Annotated in this window: 17 protein-coding genes; 9 read left to right on the top strand and 8 right to left on the bottom strand. The window is 72.6% G+C overall.

Annotation, left to right across the window (positions count from 1 at the left end):
* The 5 genes from DCI01S_RS13755 to DCI01S_RS13735 all read left to right on the top strand — a co-directional run.
* A partial coding sequence (locus DCI01S_RS13755) for a hypothetical protein (RefSeq protein ID WP_218001323.1) occupies window positions 1-339 on the top strand: 339 nt, incomplete at its 5' end.
* 137 nt (window positions 340-476) lie between these two features.
* The gene (locus DCI01S_RS13750; RefSeq protein WP_061229750.1) at window positions 477-1019 is read left to right on the top strand and encodes an NUDIX hydrolase; all 543 of its coding nucleotides are present in this window, start codon (window positions 477-479) and stop codon (window positions 1017-1019) included.
* A 34-nt stretch (window positions 1020-1053) separates the two neighbouring features.
* A complete protein-coding gene (locus tag DCI01S_RS13745; protein ID WP_061229749.1) occupies window positions 1054-1680 on the top strand; it encodes a hypothetical protein in 627 nt (208 codons plus the stop codon).
* A gap of 69 nt (window positions 1681-1749) precedes the next feature.
* A complete protein-coding gene (locus tag DCI01S_RS13740) occupies window positions 1750-2310 on the top strand; it encodes a copper chaperone PCu(A)C (RefSeq protein WP_061229748.1) in 561 nt (186 codons plus the stop codon).
* Window positions 2303-3574: a Dyp-type peroxidase gene (locus tag DCI01S_RS13735; protein WP_061229747.1), complete on the top strand. Its 1272-nt coding sequence runs from the start codon at window positions 2303-2305 to the stop codon at window positions 3572-3574. Before DCI01S_RS13740 ends, DCI01S_RS13735 begins: the two co-directional genes overlap by 8 nt.
* Window positions 3575-3700: 126 nt before the next feature.
* On the opposite strand, the gene DCI01S_RS13730 is transcribed toward DCI01S_RS13735, so the two are convergent.
* The 4 genes from DCI01S_RS13730 to DCI01S_RS13715 form a co-directional block, all read right to left on the bottom strand.
* Window positions 3701-4657, bottom strand: a complete 957-nt coding sequence (locus DCI01S_RS13730; RefSeq protein WP_061229746.1) for an SGNH/GDSL hydrolase family protein — start codon at window positions 4655-4657, stop codon at window positions 3701-3703.
* 85 nt (window positions 4658-4742) lie between these two features.
* Window positions 4743-5837 carry an SGNH/GDSL hydrolase family protein gene (locus DCI01S_RS13725; RefSeq protein WP_061229745.1) on the bottom strand — a complete coding sequence of 365 codons (1095 nt, stop codon included), beginning with the start codon at window positions 5835-5837 and terminating at the stop codon, window positions 4743-4745.
* Between the two features lie 103 nt (window positions 5838-5940).
* Window positions 5941-7008 (bottom strand): beta-ketoacyl-ACP synthase III, encoded by a 1068-nt coding sequence (locus DCI01S_RS13720; protein ID WP_061229744.1) that lies wholly within the window; start codon window positions 7006-7008, stop codon window positions 5941-5943.
* Window positions 7009-7186: 178 nt separating this feature from the next.
* Complete coding sequence (locus tag DCI01S_RS13715) at window positions 7187-8185, bottom strand: SRPBCC family protein (RefSeq protein WP_244881745.1); 999 nt, start codon at window positions 8183-8185, stop codon at window positions 7187-7189.
* 44 nt (window positions 8186-8229) lie between these two features.
* Here DCI01S_RS13715 and DCI01S_RS13710 point away from each other — a divergent pair, with 44 nt between their 5' ends.
* A complete protein-coding gene (locus DCI01S_RS13710; RefSeq protein WP_082767826.1) occupies window positions 8230-9582 on the top strand; it encodes an MFS transporter in 1353 nt (450 codons plus the stop codon).
* Entirely contained in the window at window positions 9579-10379 is an 801-nt protein-coding gene (locus tag DCI01S_RS13705; RefSeq protein WP_061229743.1) for a fructosamine kinase family protein, read from the top strand. The genes DCI01S_RS13710 and DCI01S_RS13705 overlap by 4 nt, the downstream gene beginning before the upstream one ends.
* A 17-nt stretch (window positions 10380-10396) precedes the next feature.
* Here the strand turns inward: DCI01S_RS13705 and DCI01S_RS13700 are convergent, their stop codons facing one another.
* The 4 genes from DCI01S_RS13700 to DCI01S_RS13685 all read right to left on the bottom strand — a co-directional run bounded on the left by DCI01S_RS13700 (window position 10397) and on the right by DCI01S_RS13685 (window position 14227).
* On the bottom strand, window positions 10397-11629 hold the full coding sequence (locus tag DCI01S_RS13700) for a PQQ-dependent sugar dehydrogenase (protein WP_061229742.1): 1233 nt from the start codon (window positions 11627-11629) through the stop codon (window positions 10397-10399).
* 55 nt (window positions 11630-11684) lie between these two features.
* Window positions 11685-11882 (bottom strand): hypothetical protein, encoded by a 198-nt coding sequence (locus DCI01S_RS13695; protein WP_061229741.1) that lies wholly within the window; start codon window positions 11880-11882, stop codon window positions 11685-11687.
* 83 nt (window positions 11883-11965) lie between these two features.
* Window positions 11966-12871, bottom strand: coding sequence for a MaoC family dehydratase (locus tag DCI01S_RS13690; RefSeq protein WP_061229740.1), 906 nt, complete (start codon window positions 12869-12871; stop codon window positions 11966-11968).
* A 6-nt stretch (window positions 12872-12877) separates the two neighbouring features.
* Window positions 12878-14227: a 3-oxoacyl-ACP reductase gene (locus tag DCI01S_RS13685; protein ID WP_061229739.1), complete on the bottom strand. Its 1350-nt coding sequence runs from the start codon at window positions 14225-14227 to the stop codon at window positions 12878-12880.
* Window positions 14228-14349: 122 nt separating this feature from the next.
* Here DCI01S_RS13685 and DCI01S_RS13680 point away from each other — a divergent pair, with 122 nt between their 5' ends.
* Together DCI01S_RS13680 and DCI01S_RS13675 are read left to right on the top strand one after the other, a co-directional pair.
* The gene (locus tag DCI01S_RS13680) at window positions 14350-15663 is read left to right on the top strand and encodes an acetyl-CoA C-acetyltransferase (RefSeq protein WP_061229738.1); all 1314 of its coding nucleotides are present in this window, start codon (window positions 14350-14352) and stop codon (window positions 15661-15663) included.
* Between the two features lie 160 nt (window positions 15664-15823).
* Entirely contained in the window at window positions 15824-17755 is a 1932-nt protein-coding gene (locus DCI01S_RS13675; protein ID WP_061229737.1) for a VanW family protein, read from the top strand.
* Window positions 17756-17796 lie beyond the last annotated feature (41 nt).

Raw genomic sequence — 17796 nt, 5'->3', positions numbered from 1 at the left:
ACGGGTTCCGGTTCGGGTTCGAAGGACGCGGGTTCGACTGAGCTGAAGGGTTCGTTGGACAAGCTCGCCACGGGCTCCAGCGGAAACGGCTCCAAGGCCGGTGACTCGGTCACGAACATCGCTGGCTCCGAAGCCGGTGCCATCCTGGCCGTGGGCTCGCTCGCCGCGGGCAGCATCGGCCTCGGCCTGGCCATCTCCGGTGGCGTCAACCTGCCGCCGCTCCCGGCGATCAACGTCGGGGCGGTCTGCAACCTGCCGCAGGAGGCGATCGACTTCCTCAAGGACAACGGCTCCATGGAGCGGCACGAGTGCGAACCCGAGCAGCAGCTGCCTTCCTGATTCGGGTTCGCATTTCGGTCTGACCGACCGATGAACTGATCCGACTCCACGCGATCCCCCGCTGACCATATGGTCCGCGGGGGATCGCCGCATCTCGGGGCCGTCGCCCGTGTCGTAGGGGCCGATACCCTCGGGGCATGTCCATCCCCGACTTCGTCCTGAAGCTCCGTGAGCACGTGGGCACCGCCCCCCTGTGGCTCGCCGGGGCCACCGCCGTCATCCGCCATCCCGACCGTGAGCGGATCCTGCTCGTCCGACGCAGCGACAACGGATGGTGGACCCCCGTCACCGGCATCATCGACCCCGGTGAGCACCCGGCCCACACCGCAGTGCGCGAAGCGCGCGAAGAAGCTGCCGTGGACATCCGCGTCGACCGACTCGCCTCCCTCGGCGTCTCCCGAATGGTCACGTATGCCAACGGGGACCGGGCGCAGTACATCGACCACACCTTCGCCTGCACCTACCTCGGCGGCGAGCCGCACCCCGCGGACGGTGAGAACACCGACGCCCGCTGGTTCGCGATCGACGACCTGCCCGACATGAGCCCGCATATGCTCGCGCGCATAGAGGCGGGCCTGGCCGACGAGGAACGCACCCGCCTCGCGACCACCACCGAGGGCACGCGCGCAGAGGGCGCCCCCGTGGAGGACACCACCGCAGAAGGCGCAGCCACCGGATAGGGGCCCTGTCGTAGGTCCAGCCTAGAATCGGGTCATGTCCGCCGACCGCTTGCGCGCCGAGGTCCCGCCCGTGGTGACCGCGGTCGTGGGAATCGTGGTCGCACTGGTCAGCGGCGTGTTCGGCATCAGCGCGCACGGGCTGGCCGCCGGTGCAGCGGCGGGTCCGCCCACTACGGGGCAGATCCTCATGGTCGCGGCCGCCAGCGCCGGTGTCGGCGTGGTCACCGCGGCCCTCGCCCGGCATCGGTCACCGATCCTCACCTCGGCGGCCGGACTCGTCGCCGGTCAGGGGGTCGTCCACCTGGTGCTGGCCTCCGGGCACTCGCACGGCGCGGCCGGCCCGCTCGGCCACCATGCGACGAACCCGGCGGCCGTTCGTGCCGCGATGGACGGCGTCAACCTGGACCCTGCGGCCTCGGCATCGGCGCTGTTCGCCCCGTCGATGCTGGGCGCCCACCTGGCCGCGGTCGTCCTCACGCTCGCGCTGGTGGCGATCCTGACAGGGACGCTGTCCTGGCTGGCGGCCCGGGTGTTGCCCACTCCCGTGACGGCTCACTTCGTCGTCGTCGCTCGACTCCTGGCCTCCTACGACGCCGACGCCCCGCGCGGACGGTACCTCCTGGCCCGCGGGGGAACCCGGGCGCCGCCCGTGACCGTGTGATCCCACCTGTTCACGCACCGGCGCGCAACCCGCGGCCGGACGATCACACATCACCAAGGACACACACCCATGCGTACCCACACCCGTGCCGCCTTCGCGGCGGCCACCGCCCTCGCGCTCGCCCTCACCGCCGCCTGCGGCACCGACGACGCCGACACCGGTGACGCGGCCGCCGAGACCGGCGCCGCCACCACCCTGGTGACCTTCGACGACGGCTGGGCCAAAGCCACCGACACCGAGATGTCCGGCGTCTTCGGCACCATCCGCAATCCTGGTGACAGCGACCTGCACCTCACCGGCGTCGACGGCGACCTCGGCGACAGCACCGAACTCCACGAGACCGTCCCCGGCGCGAGCGGCATGATGATGAAGGAACGCGAGGACGGCTTCGTCATCCCGGCCGGCGGCGAGCTCCTCCTGGAGCCCGGCGGCAACCACATCATGCTCATGGACCTCGACGAGCCCATCTCCACCGGCCAGCAGATCACGCTGACCCTCGAATTCGACGGCGCCGAACAGGACGTCACAGTCTTCGCGCGCGACTTCCAAGGCGGCGAGGAGGAGTACGTCGGCGGCGGGCACGCCGCTTCCGGCCACGAGGCGCACGGAGGCATGACTCACGATGGCTGACCAGGCCCGACGTGGTCTGATCAGGCGCGGCCTGTCCCGGCGGTCCGTGCTCACCGGCGGCGTCGCGGCCGTGGTGGGCGGCGGCGTCGTCGGGGGCGCCGCGGGCTACGCGGGGCGGGGTGTCGTCGACGACGACGAGGCGATCGCCGACTGGAAGACGGTCGCCGACTCGCGGGTCGTGGGGACCACCACGGAACCGTTCCACGGCCCGCACCAGTCCGGCATCACCACGGCACCGCAGTCACACGCGGCGTTCGTGGCGTTCGACATCATCCCCGGAGCTACACGCACCGAGATCCAGGGCGTCCTGCGCGCCTGGTCCCAGGACGCCGCCCGCCTCACCCAGGGGCGGGGCGGCCTGGCCGATCTCGAGCCAGAGCTCGCCGAGGACCCGGCGCGTCTCACCGTGACGATCGGCCTCGGGCCCGGCTTCTTCGACGCCGCCGGGCTGCCGGAGAAACGGCCGTCTTGGCTCGCGCAATTGCCCGCGTTCCCGCAGATCGACCAGCTAGAGGACCGGTGGTCCGAGGGCGACCTGCTCCTGCAGATCTGCGCCGACGATCCGCTGATCGTCTCGCACGCCGCGCGGATCCTCGCATCCGGCGTGCGGGGTGTCGCACGGCAGCGGTGGGCGCAGCGGGGCTTTCGCAAGGCCGTCGGCACCGACCCCAGCGGGCGGACGCAACGCAACCTGTTCGGGCAGATCGACGGCACCGAGAACCCGCGGCCGGACGACGTGGACTTCGACCAGATCCTGTTCTCCGACGGCAGCGAACAGCGCTGGATGCGGGGCGGATCGTCGCTGGTGCTCCGGCGCATCCGCATGACCATGGACACCTGGGAGGAGATCGACCGCACGTCACGCGAACTCAGCGTGGGTCGGCGGCTCGACACCGGCGCGCCGCTGACCGGCCGGAACGAACGCGATCCGGCCGACTTCGAGTTGATCGACGAGACCGGCCTTCCGGTGATCCCGCCGGAATCCCACATGGCGCGGGCCCGCCAGCGGAACAGGGGCGAGGCCATGCTGCGGCGGCCGTACAACTACGACGACCCGCCGGAGGACGGCGAGATCAGCAACAGCGGTCTGCTGTTCACCGCCTACCAGGCCGACCCGGTGCGCACGTACATCCCGGTCCAGCGGCGGCTCGCCGAGCAGGACGCGCTCAACACGTGGACCATCCCGATCGGCTCCGCGGTGTTCGCGCTCCCGCCCGGCGCGCCCGAGGGCGGTTACGTGGGACAGACGCTGTTCGAGGGCTGATGCCCGCGTTCTCTCCGCAGCCGCCGCTGCCGATGGCGTCTCGCCCGCCCCGCGGTGTGTGCGAGACGCCATCCCGAGGAGCGGCTGCGGTGCTGGCCGCGGCGGACCGGATCGGGGCAGACTGGATCAGAGCGCCGCGGCGATCGCGGCCGCCATCGCCTGCTGGCCGAGGGCGGTGGGGTGGAACGGCGCCGCATTGTTCTCGGAGCCATCGGCGAACACGACCCACCGCTCGTCCGCCGGAGCACAGCCACTGCGGTCCGTGTCATCGACGGGCAGCACCGAGACGTGGCCGTTGCGGCGGGCCGCCTCGTCGACCGCGTCGTTGATCTCCTGGGTGATCTCGCGGGCCCACTCCAGGTTCTCGTCCCCGACGAACTGGGTGAACGCACAGCCGTCCGCGTCATCGGCGGGCATCAGGGGCAGGTACTGGGTCGCGATCACCGTCGCATCGGGCGAGCGCTCGGCGATCTCGGCGTAGATGTCGGCGACCGCGCCGTCTTCGCCGTACACGTCAGCGATGAGACCGCTCACCGTAGTGCCCAGCTCACTCTCGCAGTCGCGGGGGGAGCCCGGCAGGCCACCGGTGATGCACTGGACGATCAAACCGAAACCCACGTCGTTACCGCCGATGGACAGCGTCACGAGATCGGTGTCCTCGTCGAGGGCTTCGAGCTGGGGGGCGACGCCTGGGTGCTGCGCCTCGAACAAGTCCTCGGTCACGGCCCCGCCGCAGGTGACATCGGTGAGCTCGCCGACAGCCGGGTTCGCATCGAGCAGGCCGGGGTAGTTGCTCGCACTCCTGCCGCAGGGCGCCGCCACGCCTGACTGATCGCCGAAGGCAGCATACGAGTCACCGAGTGCGACGTACTCGGGGTAGGCGGGCTCGGCGAGAGAGCCCAGAGACCCGGCGACGCTGCCCGGGATCTCGTTGGTCGCGCCCAGCGAGCTGACGGCGATCGCCCCGTCGGGCTGAGCTGTGGACTGGGCGGCAGCGGCGGGCGTCGCGACGAGAACGGCGGCAGCGGAGAGGGCGAGGGACGTGGTGAGAGGGCCGCGTCGGCGGCGATGAGGAGTCGACATGATCTCAGTGTCTCCTCATCACCACCGTTCCGATCGGCGATCGACGCAACTGGACAGTTGTCCTCAAGCGTGACCACTCGGCCCCTCAGCCGTCAGCGAGCGCCGCCAGCACGCGGTCGGCGACGTGGGCGTGGCCGGCCGAGGTCGGATGGACCGGGACCGCGCCGGTCTCGAGCCCGGTGAAGTCGACCCAGCGGGTGTCGGGCGAGGTGCACATCGAGTGACCGGGCTCATCCGGGATCACGACGGTGACGCCGTTGCGCTCGGCGGCGGCGCGGACCACGCGGTTGATGCTGTCCTGGAACCCGCGGACCTTGGCCCGCTCCTCGGCGCTGATCGCCATGAACGGCGCGCACGACGGCGACTGCTGGATGACCGCGTCATCCTCCGGGACGGCCGCGAGATACCCGATCGTCACGACGCGGGCCCGAGGCGCGCGCCGAGCGATCTCGGCGTACACGCCGTCCAAACGCTCATCGAGGTGCTCGAGCGCCTCGGCGGCCTGCCGGTCGATCACGTCCGAGCAGCCGGTGGTGGGGTCGAAGCCCTTCGACAGGTTCCCGGTCGCGCCGTCGACGAGCGGCAGAAGCTCGGGCGCGGTGTTGGGACGCAGTGCGCAGGCGACGATCACCGCACCGAATCCCACGTCGTTGCCGCCGATCGTCATCGACACCAGATCGGTGTCGGAGTCGAGCGCGTCGAACTGCGGCGGGGCACCGGTCCGTCCGGCGGTCCGGAAGTCGTCGACCACTGCGCCCCCGCAGGTGGCGTTGACGAACGTACCCACGCCGAGCGCGCGGGCCACCACGGTCGGGTACGCGTCGGAGGTGCGCACGCACGCGACCGGGCCTGCACCCCACGCGCCCGGCGCGATCCGGCCCACGGCGGCGTAGGAGTCCCCGAGCGCCACGTAGTTCGACGGGCCGGTGCCGGGGCCGGCGTGAACCGACGGGCCCATCCCGGCCCCGCTGACCTGCCCGGCGATGTTCGCGCCGAGGGTCTGCACCGAGCCGCTGGCCACCTCGAGCGGCGCCGTCTCCGGGGTGATCGGCGCCGGGATCGTGGGAGCGGGCGCGGCCCCGGCGGGAGCCGCGAGCAGCGGGGACAACAGGACGGCGGCAGCCGCTGCGGCACCGGACATCAGACGGCGCGCGGAGCGGCGGGGAAAGGACGTGTGCACGCCCTCAGCGTCCCATGAACACGTGTCTAGTTGGGCGCCCTCCCGGCCCGCCACGAGGCGTGTCGTGGGGCCGGGAGGGCGCGGGGTCAAGCGAGTCGGTGCGTCAGCTCGCGGGCGGCTTGGCCGGCAGCCGCAGGACCTGCCCCGCGTAGGACAGTCCCGCCCCGAAGCCGATGCACAGCGCGATCTGACCCGGCTCGGCCTCTCCCTCCCGCAGGATGGTCTCCATCGCCAGCGGGATCGAGGCGGCGGAGGTGTTGCCGGTCTGCTCGATGTCGTTGGCGATCGCCACCGAGTCCGGCAGCCCGAGGTGCTTGGCCATGGCCGAGTTGATGCGGCCGTTGGCCTGGTGGGGGATGAACGCCTGGATCTGCTCGGCCGTCACGCCCGCCGCCTCCAACGTCTGTGCACACACCTTGGACACCTGCACGGCGGCCCAGCGGAAAACCTTGGAACCGTCCATGACCAGGAAGGGCTGGAGCACGGCCTCCTCGCGCGCTGCGGCGGCGGAGGCGTCGACCTCGTCGACGTACTGCTTGAAATCCTTGGTCTGGCGGATGGCGCTGCCCTGCTCTCCGTCGGACCCCCACACGACCGGGCTGATGTCGTTGGTCTCCGACGGGCCCACCACCACGGCGCCGGCACCGTCACCGAAGATGAAGGCCGTGTTGCGGTCGGAGAAGTCGATGCCGTCAGTCATCTTCTCCACGCCCACGACCACCACGTAGCGGGCGCCGCCGCCGCGGATCATGTTGGTGGCTACGGCCAGGCCGTAGCCGAAGCCCGCGCAGCCGGCGGTGAGGTCGAACGCCGCGATGCCGTTGCGCCCGAGGGCGGTGGCGACCTGTGGGGCCGCGTGCGGCACCTGGGTCCAGTTGGTGGACGTGCACACGATCAGGGCATCGATCAGGTCGGCGTCGATGCCGGCCGAGGTGACGGCCGCGCGGGCCGCCTCGATCGACATGGAGACGATGCCCTCGTCCGGACCGGCGACGTGGCGGTTGAGGATGCCGGAGCGCTCGTAGATCCACTCGGAGGTGGAGTCGATCTTCTCGCAGATCTCCTCGTTGCTCACCACACGCTCGGGGCGGTACGCCCCGATGCCGAGGAGGGTCGTGCCTGTGGCGCCCTCGCCGGTCGCGATGGTCACGGTCTCGTTGGAATCCGCCATTGGCGATCTCGCTCCTCGTCGGTGGACGGCGCCTCCCGGCGCTCGTGTCGTACTCCCCGTCACCCTACTGCGGGCACAGGGTAGATCGGCTCACCGTACCGCCGTGTTTCCACCGTCACCCCCGGCCGACCCGAGCCGACCCGCCGACGCGCGTAACCGCAGGTCCGCCGCTCGCGGATCAGTCCGCCAGCAGCCCTTCGAGCCATGCACGCCAGCGCGGTGCGTCCCAGGAGGGCGTGACGTCGACCGCCGCGGCACCCAGCGGGCGGCCGTCGCCGCCGGGCACGTCGACGTACTCGTAAACCCGCAACGCCAGGGCCGCCCGACCGGCCGCGTCCTCATGCGTCTCGCCCGCCGGGAAGGCGAACAGCTCGAGCATCCCGTCGACGGGGGCGGACAGGATGAGCGTGCGCGACGCCTCCGACTCGGTCGCGACGATGCCGCCGACCTCGCCCGAGCGCGCCACGACGCCGCTGTTCCCCGAGCCGCCCCCCGAGCCACCGGCCGGGTTGTGGCCGACCCCCGACGCAGGGGCGATCAGTCGCGACGTCACGCGGGCCCACAGTTCGGGCACCGTCTGCTGCACGGGATCGGTGGCCGCGTCCACGGTCACCACCCCGCCGGCCGGGCGATGGGTCAGCCGGTGGGCAAGCACGGTCAGCGCCTGCGCCCACCCGTCGACACTGCCCGACACGGACTGTCCCGCCAGTTCCCCGCCGGAGCCGAACCCGGACCGCAGGGTGAGCACGCTGCCGCCCTCGTCGTCGTCGACCACCTCACACGACGTCTCCCACGGCGGCACGGGCACGCCCTCGCCCATCCAGTCACGTTCCACGTAGGCGAAGACGCCCGGCGCGTCGGCGGTGGGCGGCGAGTACTCGGTGATCTCCCCGACGGTCGCGGTGAGCATGGCCTCGGCCGCGGCCTCCGGGCCGGTCGTGGGGTCGGGCGCGCCCGGGTCGGCGAACTGCACGATCCGCCCGCCGACCCGCGGTTCCATCGCGCACGAGACGAACCACGACGCGATGCCCTCGGCGGTGGCGACCGCGTCCCACACGATCTCCGGCGCGACCGGCAGCGGCACGCTACACACCACGCGGATGCTGCCGTCGTCCGTCCGGACCTCCGCCGCCACGTCGTACATGTCCCGCTCCCGCCCGTCGGTCGACCGCTCCACGCGCACAACGCTACCGCCGCATCCCGGGCCGTACCCTGGCGGGCGTGACCTCGACGAGCGCGCCCCACGATGCCGATCGTGCCCGCGGCGTCCGGGGGCCGATCGCCGCGACCGCCCTGCTCTTCGCCGCCAACGGCGCGATCTTCGGCGCGATCGTGCCCCGCCTGCCCGACCTCAAGAGCGCCCTCGACCTGGGCGCGGGGGAGTTCGGGCTGGCGATGGCCTGCTACCCGGCCGGCGCACTGGTCGGCGGGCTGCTCACGCCCGCCCTCATGCGGCGTCGCTCCGACGGGGCCGTCGCCGTGGCCATGATGGTCGGCGCGTCCGTGGCCGCCGCGCTCGTGGGGTTCTCGCCCGTCGTGGCCGTGTTCGCGGCGCTGTTGCTGGCGTTCGGCGTGTGCGACGCCATCACCGACGTGTCCATGAACGCCCACGGGATCCGCGTGCAGCTGCGCCACGGCCGGTCGCTGATCAACCGGTTCCACGCGCTGTGGTCTCTCGGGGCGGTGCTCGGCGCCGCGGGCGGGTCGGTGGCCGCCGGCGCGGGGGCGTCGGTCCGGGTCCAGATGATCGGGGCCGCCGTGGTGTGCGCGCTGGCCGCCGCGGCCGCGTACCCGATGCGGCTGGGCCCCGCCGCCGCCGAGGACGAGCGGGGCCGTGACCTCGACGCGGTGCCGGGAGAAGCAGTACCCGATGACACCGCCCCGGCCGCCCGCCGCCTCCCCGGCGGCCGCGCGCTCCTGCTGTTGATCGCGCTCGGCCTGTTCGCGTGCTGTGCCGAGCTCGTCGAGGACTTCGCCCAGACCTGGTCGGCGCTCTACCTGCGCGAGACCACCATCGCCGGGGCGGGACTCGCCGGGCTCGGCTTCATCGCCGTGCAGGGCGCGCAGCTGGCCGGCCGCGTCAGCGGCGACGCGCTGGTCGGACGGTTCGGCGCCGCGCGACTCACCCGCGCGGGCGGATTGTTCGTGATGGCCGGCGCGGGCGCGGCGTTCGTCGCGTCGTTCACGCTCGACGGATCGGCCCTCCTGGTGGTCCTGCTCGCCGGGTTCGTGCTGGCGGGGTGGGGAATCGCGACCGTCATCCCGAGCGCGATGGTCGCCGCCGACTCCGTTCCAGGCCTGGCCCCCGGTGCCGGGCTCGCGGTGCTCAACTGGGTGATGCGCCTCGGTTTCCTCGCCTCGCCGCCGCTCGTCGGGTTCATCGCCGAGGTCGCGGGTCTGCGCTGGACCGTGACGCCGATGATCGTCGGCGGCATCCTCATCGTCGCCCTGGCCGGGCCGCTGCTCGGCCGCCCCCACCGCACGCCCGCAGGCCGCGAGTCCGCCGACCCCGATCCCGCAGATCCCGATCCCGCAGACCGAACCCCCGCGCACGAGAAGGAGACCATGCGGTGAGCGCCGATGAGTTCGTCAAACGCGGCTCGGACCACGGGCCCGACTTCTTCCGCCACGAGGCCGCCGGACTGGCGTGGCTCGCCGCGGCCCCCGGCGGGCCACGCATCGTGGAGGTCACGGGGGTCGACGACGACGAGATCACCCTGGAGAAGATCCCCGCGGGTCGCGCCACGGCGGACGCGGCTCTGCGGTTCGGACGGTCGCTCGCGGCAATGCACGACGCGGGTGCGGCCGCCTGGGGCGCACCCGCCGACGGCTGGGCGGGCCGGTGCTTCATCGGCAACCGTCCCCAGGAGTGCAGGCCAACCGACTCGTGGGGCGAGTTCTACGCCGAGCAGCGGGTCCGGCCGTTCGTGCGCATCGCGGTGGACCTGGGCGTCCTCGGCGGTGCCGACCTGGCCGCGGTCGAGCGGGCCTGCGACCGCGTGGCCGCCGGCGAGCTCGACCACCCCGGCGACACTCCCGCCCGCATTCACGGCGACCTGTGGACGGGCAACGTCCTGTGGACGGCCGGGGGCGGGGCCGGCGCGGCGGGCGGCGCCGGGGAGGCCGTGCTCATCGACCCCGCCGCGCACGGGGGCCACCGCGAGACCGACCTGGCGATGCTCGCCCTGTTCGGCGCGCCGCACCTCGAGCACATCCTGCGTGGCTACGGCGAGGCCCAGCCGCTGCGGGAGGGCTGGCGGGAGCGGGTGCCGCTGCACCAGCTGCACCCGCTCGCCACCCACTCGGCCGGGCACGGCGCGGGCTACGCGGTCGCGTTGGCCGACGCCGCCCGGCGCGTGCTGGCCCTCTAGTCGCCCGGCGGCCGCCGTCAGGCGCCGGTGGGGCTGACCCGGAGCACCGAGTCGCGGCCGTCGCCATCGGAGGTCGTCACCAGTAGCGAGCCGTCCGGCTCGGGCGCCAGGGACCGCAACCGGCCGAACTCGCCCTCGAGGATCACCGAGGCATCCACGACCGAGCGACCGTCCTCGCCGAGCCGGAGCAGCACCAGCTTCTGGGTCTTGAGGTTGGCCATGGCCAGGGCGCCCTCCCACTCGCCCCACTCGGGTCCCAGGAACTCGATGTCCGCGGGCGCCAGCGTCGGGGCGCCCGAGGACCAGACCGCGTCGATCGCTTCCGGGAACCTGGCGGTGTCGGTCATCGATACGTTCTGGTTGTACCGGCCGCCGATGTTCGGGTTCCAGCCGTAGTTCCCGCCAGGCTGGAGCAGGTTGACCTCGTCGTCGACGTCCGGGCCGTGCTCGGCGGAGTAGACGCGCCCGGAGTCCGGGTCGATCGCCAGGCCCTGCACGTTGCGGTGGCCGATCGTGTGGATCACCGAGTCGCCCGCCGCCGGCGCGCCCCCGGGGGTGATGTGCAGGGTCTTGCCGGCCAGCGAAGCGGGGGACTGGGGCCCGGTGGGGCTCTGCGTGTCGCCGGTGCCGACGTAGATCGACCCGTCGGGGGCGGTGAGCAGGCGGCACCCGCTGTGGATGCCGGTCGCGCCGAGCGGGATCCCGGTGAGGGTGTCGCGGACCTTCGTCATGGCGGTCCAGTCGTCGTCGACGGCAAAGGTGGTGATCCGGTTGTCGCGCTCACCGCCGGCCGCGCGCGACCAACACACGTGGATCTCCCGGTTCTCTTCGAAGCCCGCGTCGACGGCCATGCCCATCAGGCCGCTCTCGGACTGCCGGAACAGGCCCGGCAGGTCGATGCCGATCTCGCGCTGCTCCGGGCCCGGACGTTGCACGAGCATCCGTCCACCGCGCTCGCCGGTGAGGATGGTGCCGTCCGGGGTGCGTACCACGTCCCACGGGACGTTCAGTCCGTCCATCACGACGGCGGTCTCGACCGCCGGCCCGTCAACGACCTCCACGCCCTCGCCGGCGCCGACGCCCGGGGCGGCGGGGAAGAGGCTGCCCGGTGGGATGAGACTGGTGTCGATCGACCCGGACGAGCCGACGGGCAGGCTGCTCTGGGCGCAGGCGGTGAGGGGGACGGCGACGGTGACCGCCGCCGCGGCGGCGAGCCCGGCGAGGGTGCGGGGGAAGGTGGAACTGGGCACGGCTGCTCCTGGGTCGGACGACTCGGGGAGGGGATCAACCTCCGTGCGTCCGAACCTATTCGACCCCCGGTGCCGGCGGCACCGGAACGGAGGCGGGCCGGATCCGGAGCACCTCGTCACGGCCGTCGCCGTTCGAGGTGGTGGCCAGCAGCGTGCCGCCGGGCTCGGCGGTCAGGGAGCGGATGCGGCCGTGCTCGCCGGGGATGACGGCCCCGAGCTCCGGCACGCCGGTCCCGTCCGCGTTGAGCCCCACCTCGACCTCACGACAGGAGCGCCCCGCACGCCGCCTCTCGGGCGGTGCGTGCGGGACGCTCTCGTCGATGCCGTGCGCGGGGCCTAGAGTTCCTCGATCGTCGCCGTCGCGTGCACGGTCTCCAGCTTCTTGGGGTTGCGCACGGCCAGCGACCAGGCCGGATCGCCGGCCCCTCCGCGCCGGGCGTAGATCCCCAGCTTGGCGGGCAGGATCACCGGCTTGCCGAACTCCACCGAGTAGCGGGCGCGCCGGGGGATCTCGCCCTCGACCACGCCGAGCAGCGTGGCGGCGGTCCACATCCCGTGGGCGATGACGTTCGGGAACCCGAACGCCTTGGCACCCACGCCGGAGACGTGGATCGGGTTGCGGTCGCCGGACACGGCCGCGTACTCCGAGATCTGCGCCTCGGACACCGACTTCACCACCGTGGGGTCGCCGATCTCGGTCGCGGTGGGCGGCGCGGGCTTAGGCGGGCGCGGCGCGTCCTTCGGCGGGGTCAGGGAGGTCCTGCGCTTGGAGAGCAGGCCCGACCGCTGCACCCAGGCGGGCTCGTCGTCGTCGCCTGTCCTGATCTCGGTGACCACGTCCAACAGCAACCCCGCCGGATGCTCCCGCAGGTTCTCGGCGTGCGCGCGGATGTTGAGCTCGTCGCCGACGCGCAGCGCGCGGCGCGATTCGATCTCGTTGGTCAGGTGCACCGAGCCCATGGCCGGCACCGGGTAGTCCGGGTCCAGCATGAGCTGCATGCTCAAGGGGAACGCCAGCGTGAACGGGTACGTCAGCGGCAGCTCGTCGGTCAGGCGCAGGCCGCACACGCGCGCGTAGGCGGCGAGGTTCGCCACGTCCACGCGCACGCCGGTGACCTCGACGCCCTTCGACGGCATCGACTTTCCGTCACGGGAGCCGCCGACGACAGGGAGGGCGCCGACCGCGGCCTTGCCGTACTGGCCGAGCAGGTTGGGGATTCCGGGGAGCCGGGTGTATTCCACGATCGATCACGCCCCCAGCAGCGACTGCCCGCACACGCGGATCACGTTGTCGGTGACCGCGGAGGAGGCGGGGTTGGCGAAGAAGGCGATGGTCTCGGCCACGTCGACCGGCAGGCCGCCCTGCTGCAGGGAGTTCATGCGGCGGCCGGCCTCGCGGGTGGCGAACGGGATGGCGGCGGTCATCTGGGTCTCGATGAAGCCCGGCGCCACGGCGTTGACGGTGATGCTCTTGGAGGCCAGCTCGGCGGACGCGCCGTTGACGAAGCCGATCACGCCGGCCTTGGAGGCGGCGTAGTTGGTCTGGCCGCGGTTGCCGGCGATGCCCGCGATGGAGGACACGCCCACCACGCGCGAGCCCTCGCCGAGGATGCCCTTCTCGGCGAGCTCGGCCGTGATCCGCTCGGGGGCGATGAGGTTGACGGCCATGACGGACTCCCAGCTCGCGGCGTCCATGCCGGCGAGGGTCTTGTCGCGGGTGATGCCGGCGTTGTGGACGAGGATGTCGAGGCGGCCGTCGTGACGCTCGGTGACGTGCTTGGCCAGCACCTCGGCGGCGTCGGCGGCGGTGACGTCGAGCGGCAGGGAGGTGCCGCCGACCTTGTTGGCGGTGGCCGAGAGCGACTCGCCCGCGGCGGGGATGTCACAGCAGATCACGTGTGCACCGTCGCGGGCGAGGACCGCCGCGATCTCCGCACCGATGCCGCGCGCGGCCCCGGTGACGACGGCGAGCTTGCCCTCGAGCGGTCGGTCCCACGACGACGGGGCGGTGGCGGAACCGGCGCCCACGCGGAACACCTGGGCGTCGACGTACGCCGACTTGGCCGACAGGACGAACCGCAGGGTCGACTCGAGCCCGGAGGCGCCCGCGTCGGCGTCGGGGGAGACGTACACGAGCTGGACGGTGGAGCCCCGCTTCATCTCCTTGCCGAGCGAGCGCGTGAAGCCCTCGAGCGCGCGCTGGGCGATGCGCTCCTCGACCGAGCCGGTCTCCTCGGGCGTCGTGCCCAGGACGACGATGCGGCCGCTGGCCATGACGCTGCGCACGACCGGGTTGAAGAACTCGTACAGCGCGACCAGGTCTTCGGGCCGCTTGAATGACGTGGCGTCAAAGACGAGGCCGGCGAACTTGTCCTCGGCGCCGGCGGCGGCCAGCTCGTAGTCGCCGGCCAGCATCTCCCGGACGGGCTCGGCCAGGCGGCCCTCGCCGCCGATGAGGACGGGACCGTGCAGGGCGGGCTGCCCGGCCTCGTACCGGCGCAGCTGCTCCGGCTGCGGGAGGCCGACCTTGCCGGCGATGAACGACCCCGGGGCCGAGGTCACGAACTGCGAGTAGAGGTCGAGGTTGCCCTGTGCCATGGCGATCATCTCCTGGAGAGGTGCGGTACTACGGGTCGACAAATAACTTACTGCTGAGTAACAATACGTGCAGGGCCGCGTTTCGGGCCACCGGACACCGAGAACAAACGGGAGTGACACACGTGACCACAAGCCCCCGCAAGGTCGCCATCGTCGGCGGCAACCGAATCCCCTTCGCCCGCTCGAACGGCAAGTACGCGGACGCCTCCAACCAGGACATGCTCACCGCGGCGATCGACGGGCTGGCCAGCCGCTACAACCTGCAGGGCGAGCGCCTCGGCTCCGTCGTCGCGGGCGCCGTCCTCAAGCACTCCCGCGACTTCAACCTCACGCGCGAGTCCGTGATCGGTTCCGTCCTCGACTCGTCGACCCCGGCCTACGACGTGCAGCAGGCCTGCGGCACCGGCCTGGCCGCCGCCATCCAGGTCGCCGACGCGATCGCGCTCGGCCGTATCGAGTCCGGCGTCGCCGGCGGCACCGACACCACCTCGGACGCCCCGTTGGCGGTCAACGACGACCTGCGCAAGACCCTCATCAAGCTCACCGCGGCCAAGAGCAACCTTGACCGCCTCAAGCTGCTCGGCGAGATCCGCCCGCAGAGCCTCGTGCCCGAGCAGCCGCAGAACGCCGAGCCGCGCACCGGGCTGTCCATGGGCGAGCACGCCGCGATCACCGCCCGCGAGTTCGGCGTCTCGCGCGCCGACCAGGACGCCCTGGCCGCGGCCAGCCACCGCAACCTCGCCGCCTCCTACGAGTCGGGTTTCCAGGACGACCTGGTCACCCCGTACCTGGGCGTGGCCCGCGACGACAACATGCGGCCCGACTCCTCCGAGGAGAAGCTGGGCAAGCTCAAGCCCGTCTTCGGCAAGCGCGACGCCGAGGCCCACGGCACCGAGGCCACCATGACGGCCGGCAACTCCACCCCGCTCACCGACGGCGCCTCCGCGGTGCTGCTGGCCAGCGAGGAGTGGGCGGCCGAGCACAAGCTGCCCGTCCGCGCCTACCTCGTGGACTCCGAGACCGCCTCCGTGGACTTCATCCACGGCAAGGAAGGGCGCAACCCGGACGGCCTGCTCATGGCCCCCACCTACGCCGTGCCGCGGCTGCTGGCCCGCAACGGCCTCACCCTGCAGGACTTCGACTACTACGAGATCCACGAGGCGTTCGCCTCGCAGGTCCTGGCCACGCTCGCCGCGTGGGAGTCCGAGGAGTACTGCACCGAGCGGCTGGGCCTGGACAAGGCGCTGGGCTCGATCGACCGGTCCAAGCTCAACGTCAACGGCTCCTCGCTGGCGGCCGGCCACCCGTTCGCCGCCACCGGTGGCCGCATCCTGGCCGCCACCGCCAAGCTGCTCGAGCAGAAGGGCGGCGGCCGCGCGCTCGTGTCCATCTGCGCGGCCGGTGGCCAGGGTGTCACCGCGATCGTCGAGCGCTGACCCACCCTCGTAACGCCTGACCTGCAGCCCCCGCGCTCGGCGCGGGGGCTGCGCGCATCGCACCGGTCCGTCATAGTGGTGTGCACAGCGCTTCGTGCGGGAGTCTTGAGGCCGGCGCCCCGCCGGGGACGCCGCCCCGCTTCGTGAGGAGACGTGACGAGTGGAGGAGTCCACCAGCACCGGCGGCGGCCCGGCCCGGCCCGTCGCCATCGAGGGGGCGGGGCCCCGGCCGACCGCGTCCGAGCGGCGCAGCTACCGCGTGCATTCGCGCTGGCTGTACACGGGCGTGGGCGTGTTCATGGCGCTCTCAGTGCTGTACGGATTCGACCTGGTCAACAGCATCGGGCGCGTACCGCGCGGCACCGAGGTCGCCGGGATCGAGGTCGGGGGGATGACCACGGCCGACGCCGAGCGGCGCCTGGTCGAGGAGTTGGGGCCACAGGTCGACGACGAGGTGGATCTCCGCGCCGGGGCCGTGTCCACGACGCTGGACCCGCAGGCGGTCGGACTGTCGGTGGACTGGCAGGGCACGCTCGACCGGGCCGGTGAGCAGCCCCTCAACCCGATCACCCGGCTGATCAGCCTGGTGTGGTCCACCGACGTCGGCATCGCCAGCGTCATCCCCGACGCCCGGCTCACCGACTTCCTCGAACGGCTCGCGCTGCAGGCCGACTTCGAACCCCGCGAGGGGGCCATCTGGTTCGACCGCGACCAGGTCCGGTCGGCCATCCCGCTCGACGGCCAGCGCCTGCAGATCGAGAACTCCCGCGACGCGGTGCTCGAGCACTGGCTCGACGACGACGGCGTGGACCTGCCCGTGGACTACACGCCCACTGAGACCGACGCCGAGCAGGTCCGCGCACTGATCCGGGACGTGGCCGAACCCGCCGCCACCCGCGACGTGACGCTGCTGGCCTCCCGGATCCGTGAGGACGGGACCGAGCCGCCGGTCACGACCATCACCACCCGGCTGCCGGCCCCACCGCCGCCCGCCGGCCGGGAGCGTCCCGAGTCCGCCGAGCGGGAGATCGAGATGATCGACCCGGACGACCCCGACGCCGTGCCCGTGGTCTTCCCCCGCGATCGGATCGGCGAGTACCTGACCTTCGTCCGCGAGGGCGACGTGCTCGAGCCGCGCTTCGACGCCGACGCCGCCAAGGGGATCCTCGAGCCGCTCCTGGAGCCGACCGAACAGGAGGGCAGGGACGCCGGCTTCGAGTTCAGCGGGACCACCGCCACGGTCGTGCCCGCGGTCCAGGGACGGACGGTCGAGTGGGGTCCGCTGCTCGGTGCTCTCCCCGGCCAGCTCACGGACACCGCGGGCCCGCGCGTGCTGCCGGTCAGCTACGTGGGCCGCGATCCCGAGCTCACCACCGAGGAGGCGGAACGGGCCGGCATCCGCGAGCCGGTCGGTCAGTTCACGGTGGCCGTCGGCGCGAACGGGCGGGCCCAGTCGATGATCGCCTCGCTCGCCGGGCACTTCATCCCCGCGGGGGAGAGCTTCTCGATGGAGGAGCTCGCCGGCACGGTCTCCGGGGACACCTCCGCCGACGCCGTGGCCACCGCACTGTTCAACGCCGCGTTCGAGGCCGGTGCCCAGGATCCGGTGCGCACGTCGCGTGGTGTCGACGGCGACGCGTTCCCCGCCGGGCGGGATGCCACGGCCTCGGCCGACGTGGGGTTCCGCAACGCGCAGGACACGGGGCTCGTGATCGACGCCTCCGGCAGCGGGAACTCGGTGACGGTCCGACTGTGGGGCACTCGCGAATACACCGTCCGTATCTCCACGGCGCCCCGCACGGACGTCCGGCGGGCGCCGACCCGGGTGGTCACCACCGCCGGCTGTACCCCGAGCGCGGGGCGGGACGGCTACACGGCACGGGTCACCCGGACCGTCCAGCGTGGCGGCGCCACCGTCAGCACCGACACCGTGTCGTCCACCTACCCCCCGCGGGAGCGGATCGAGTGCCGGGCCGAACAGCCCGCCGCTGACGCCGACGCACCGCCACCTCCCCCGCCGCCGCCCGGCCCGGGACCGATCCGCATCCCGGGCCTGCCGGAGATCCGCATCCCCGGCCTGCCCGGCAACTGACAGGCCGCGCCCCGCACGCACGGCGCCGCCCGCACGCACGG

It is taken from the genome of Dietzia cinnamea NBRC 102147, assembly GCF_001571065.1.
GTDB classification, from domain to species: Bacteria; Actinomycetota; Actinomycetes; order Mycobacteriales; family Mycobacteriaceae; genus Dietzia; species Dietzia cinnamea.
The sequence above is the reverse complement of the archived record's forward strand: the minus strand, read 5'-3'. Positions and strand labels throughout refer to the sequence as shown.

Bases quoted from the DNA above. Each gene is read 5' to 3' on its own strand.
- DCI01S_RS13750 (WP_061229750.1), top strand. From the start codon at position 477: ATGTCCATCCCCGACTTCGTCCTGAAGCTCCGTGAGCACGTGGGCACC.
- DCI01S_RS13685 (WP_061229739.1), bottom strand. From the start codon at position 14,227: ATGGCACAGGGCAACCTCGACCTCTACTCGCAGTTCGTGACCTCGGCC.
- DCI01S_RS13730 (WP_061229746.1), bottom strand. From the start codon at position 4,657: ATGTCGACTCCTCATCGCCGCCGACGCGGCCCTCTCACCACGTCCCTC.
- DCI01S_RS13720 (WP_061229744.1), bottom strand. From the start codon at position 7,008: ATGGCGGATTCCAACGAGACCGTGACCATCGCGACCGGCGAGGGCGCC.
- DCI01S_RS13745 (WP_061229749.1), top strand. From the start codon at position 1,054: ATGTCCGCCGACCGCTTGCGCGCCGAGGTCCCGCCCGTGGTGACCGCG.
- DCI01S_RS13740 (WP_061229748.1), top strand. From the start codon at position 1,750: ATGCGTACCCACACCCGTGCCGCCTTCGCGGCGGCCACCGCCCTCGCG.
- DCI01S_RS13735 (WP_061229747.1), top strand. From the start codon at position 2,303: ATGGCTGACCAGGCCCGACGTGGTCTGATCAGGCGCGGCCTGTCCCGG.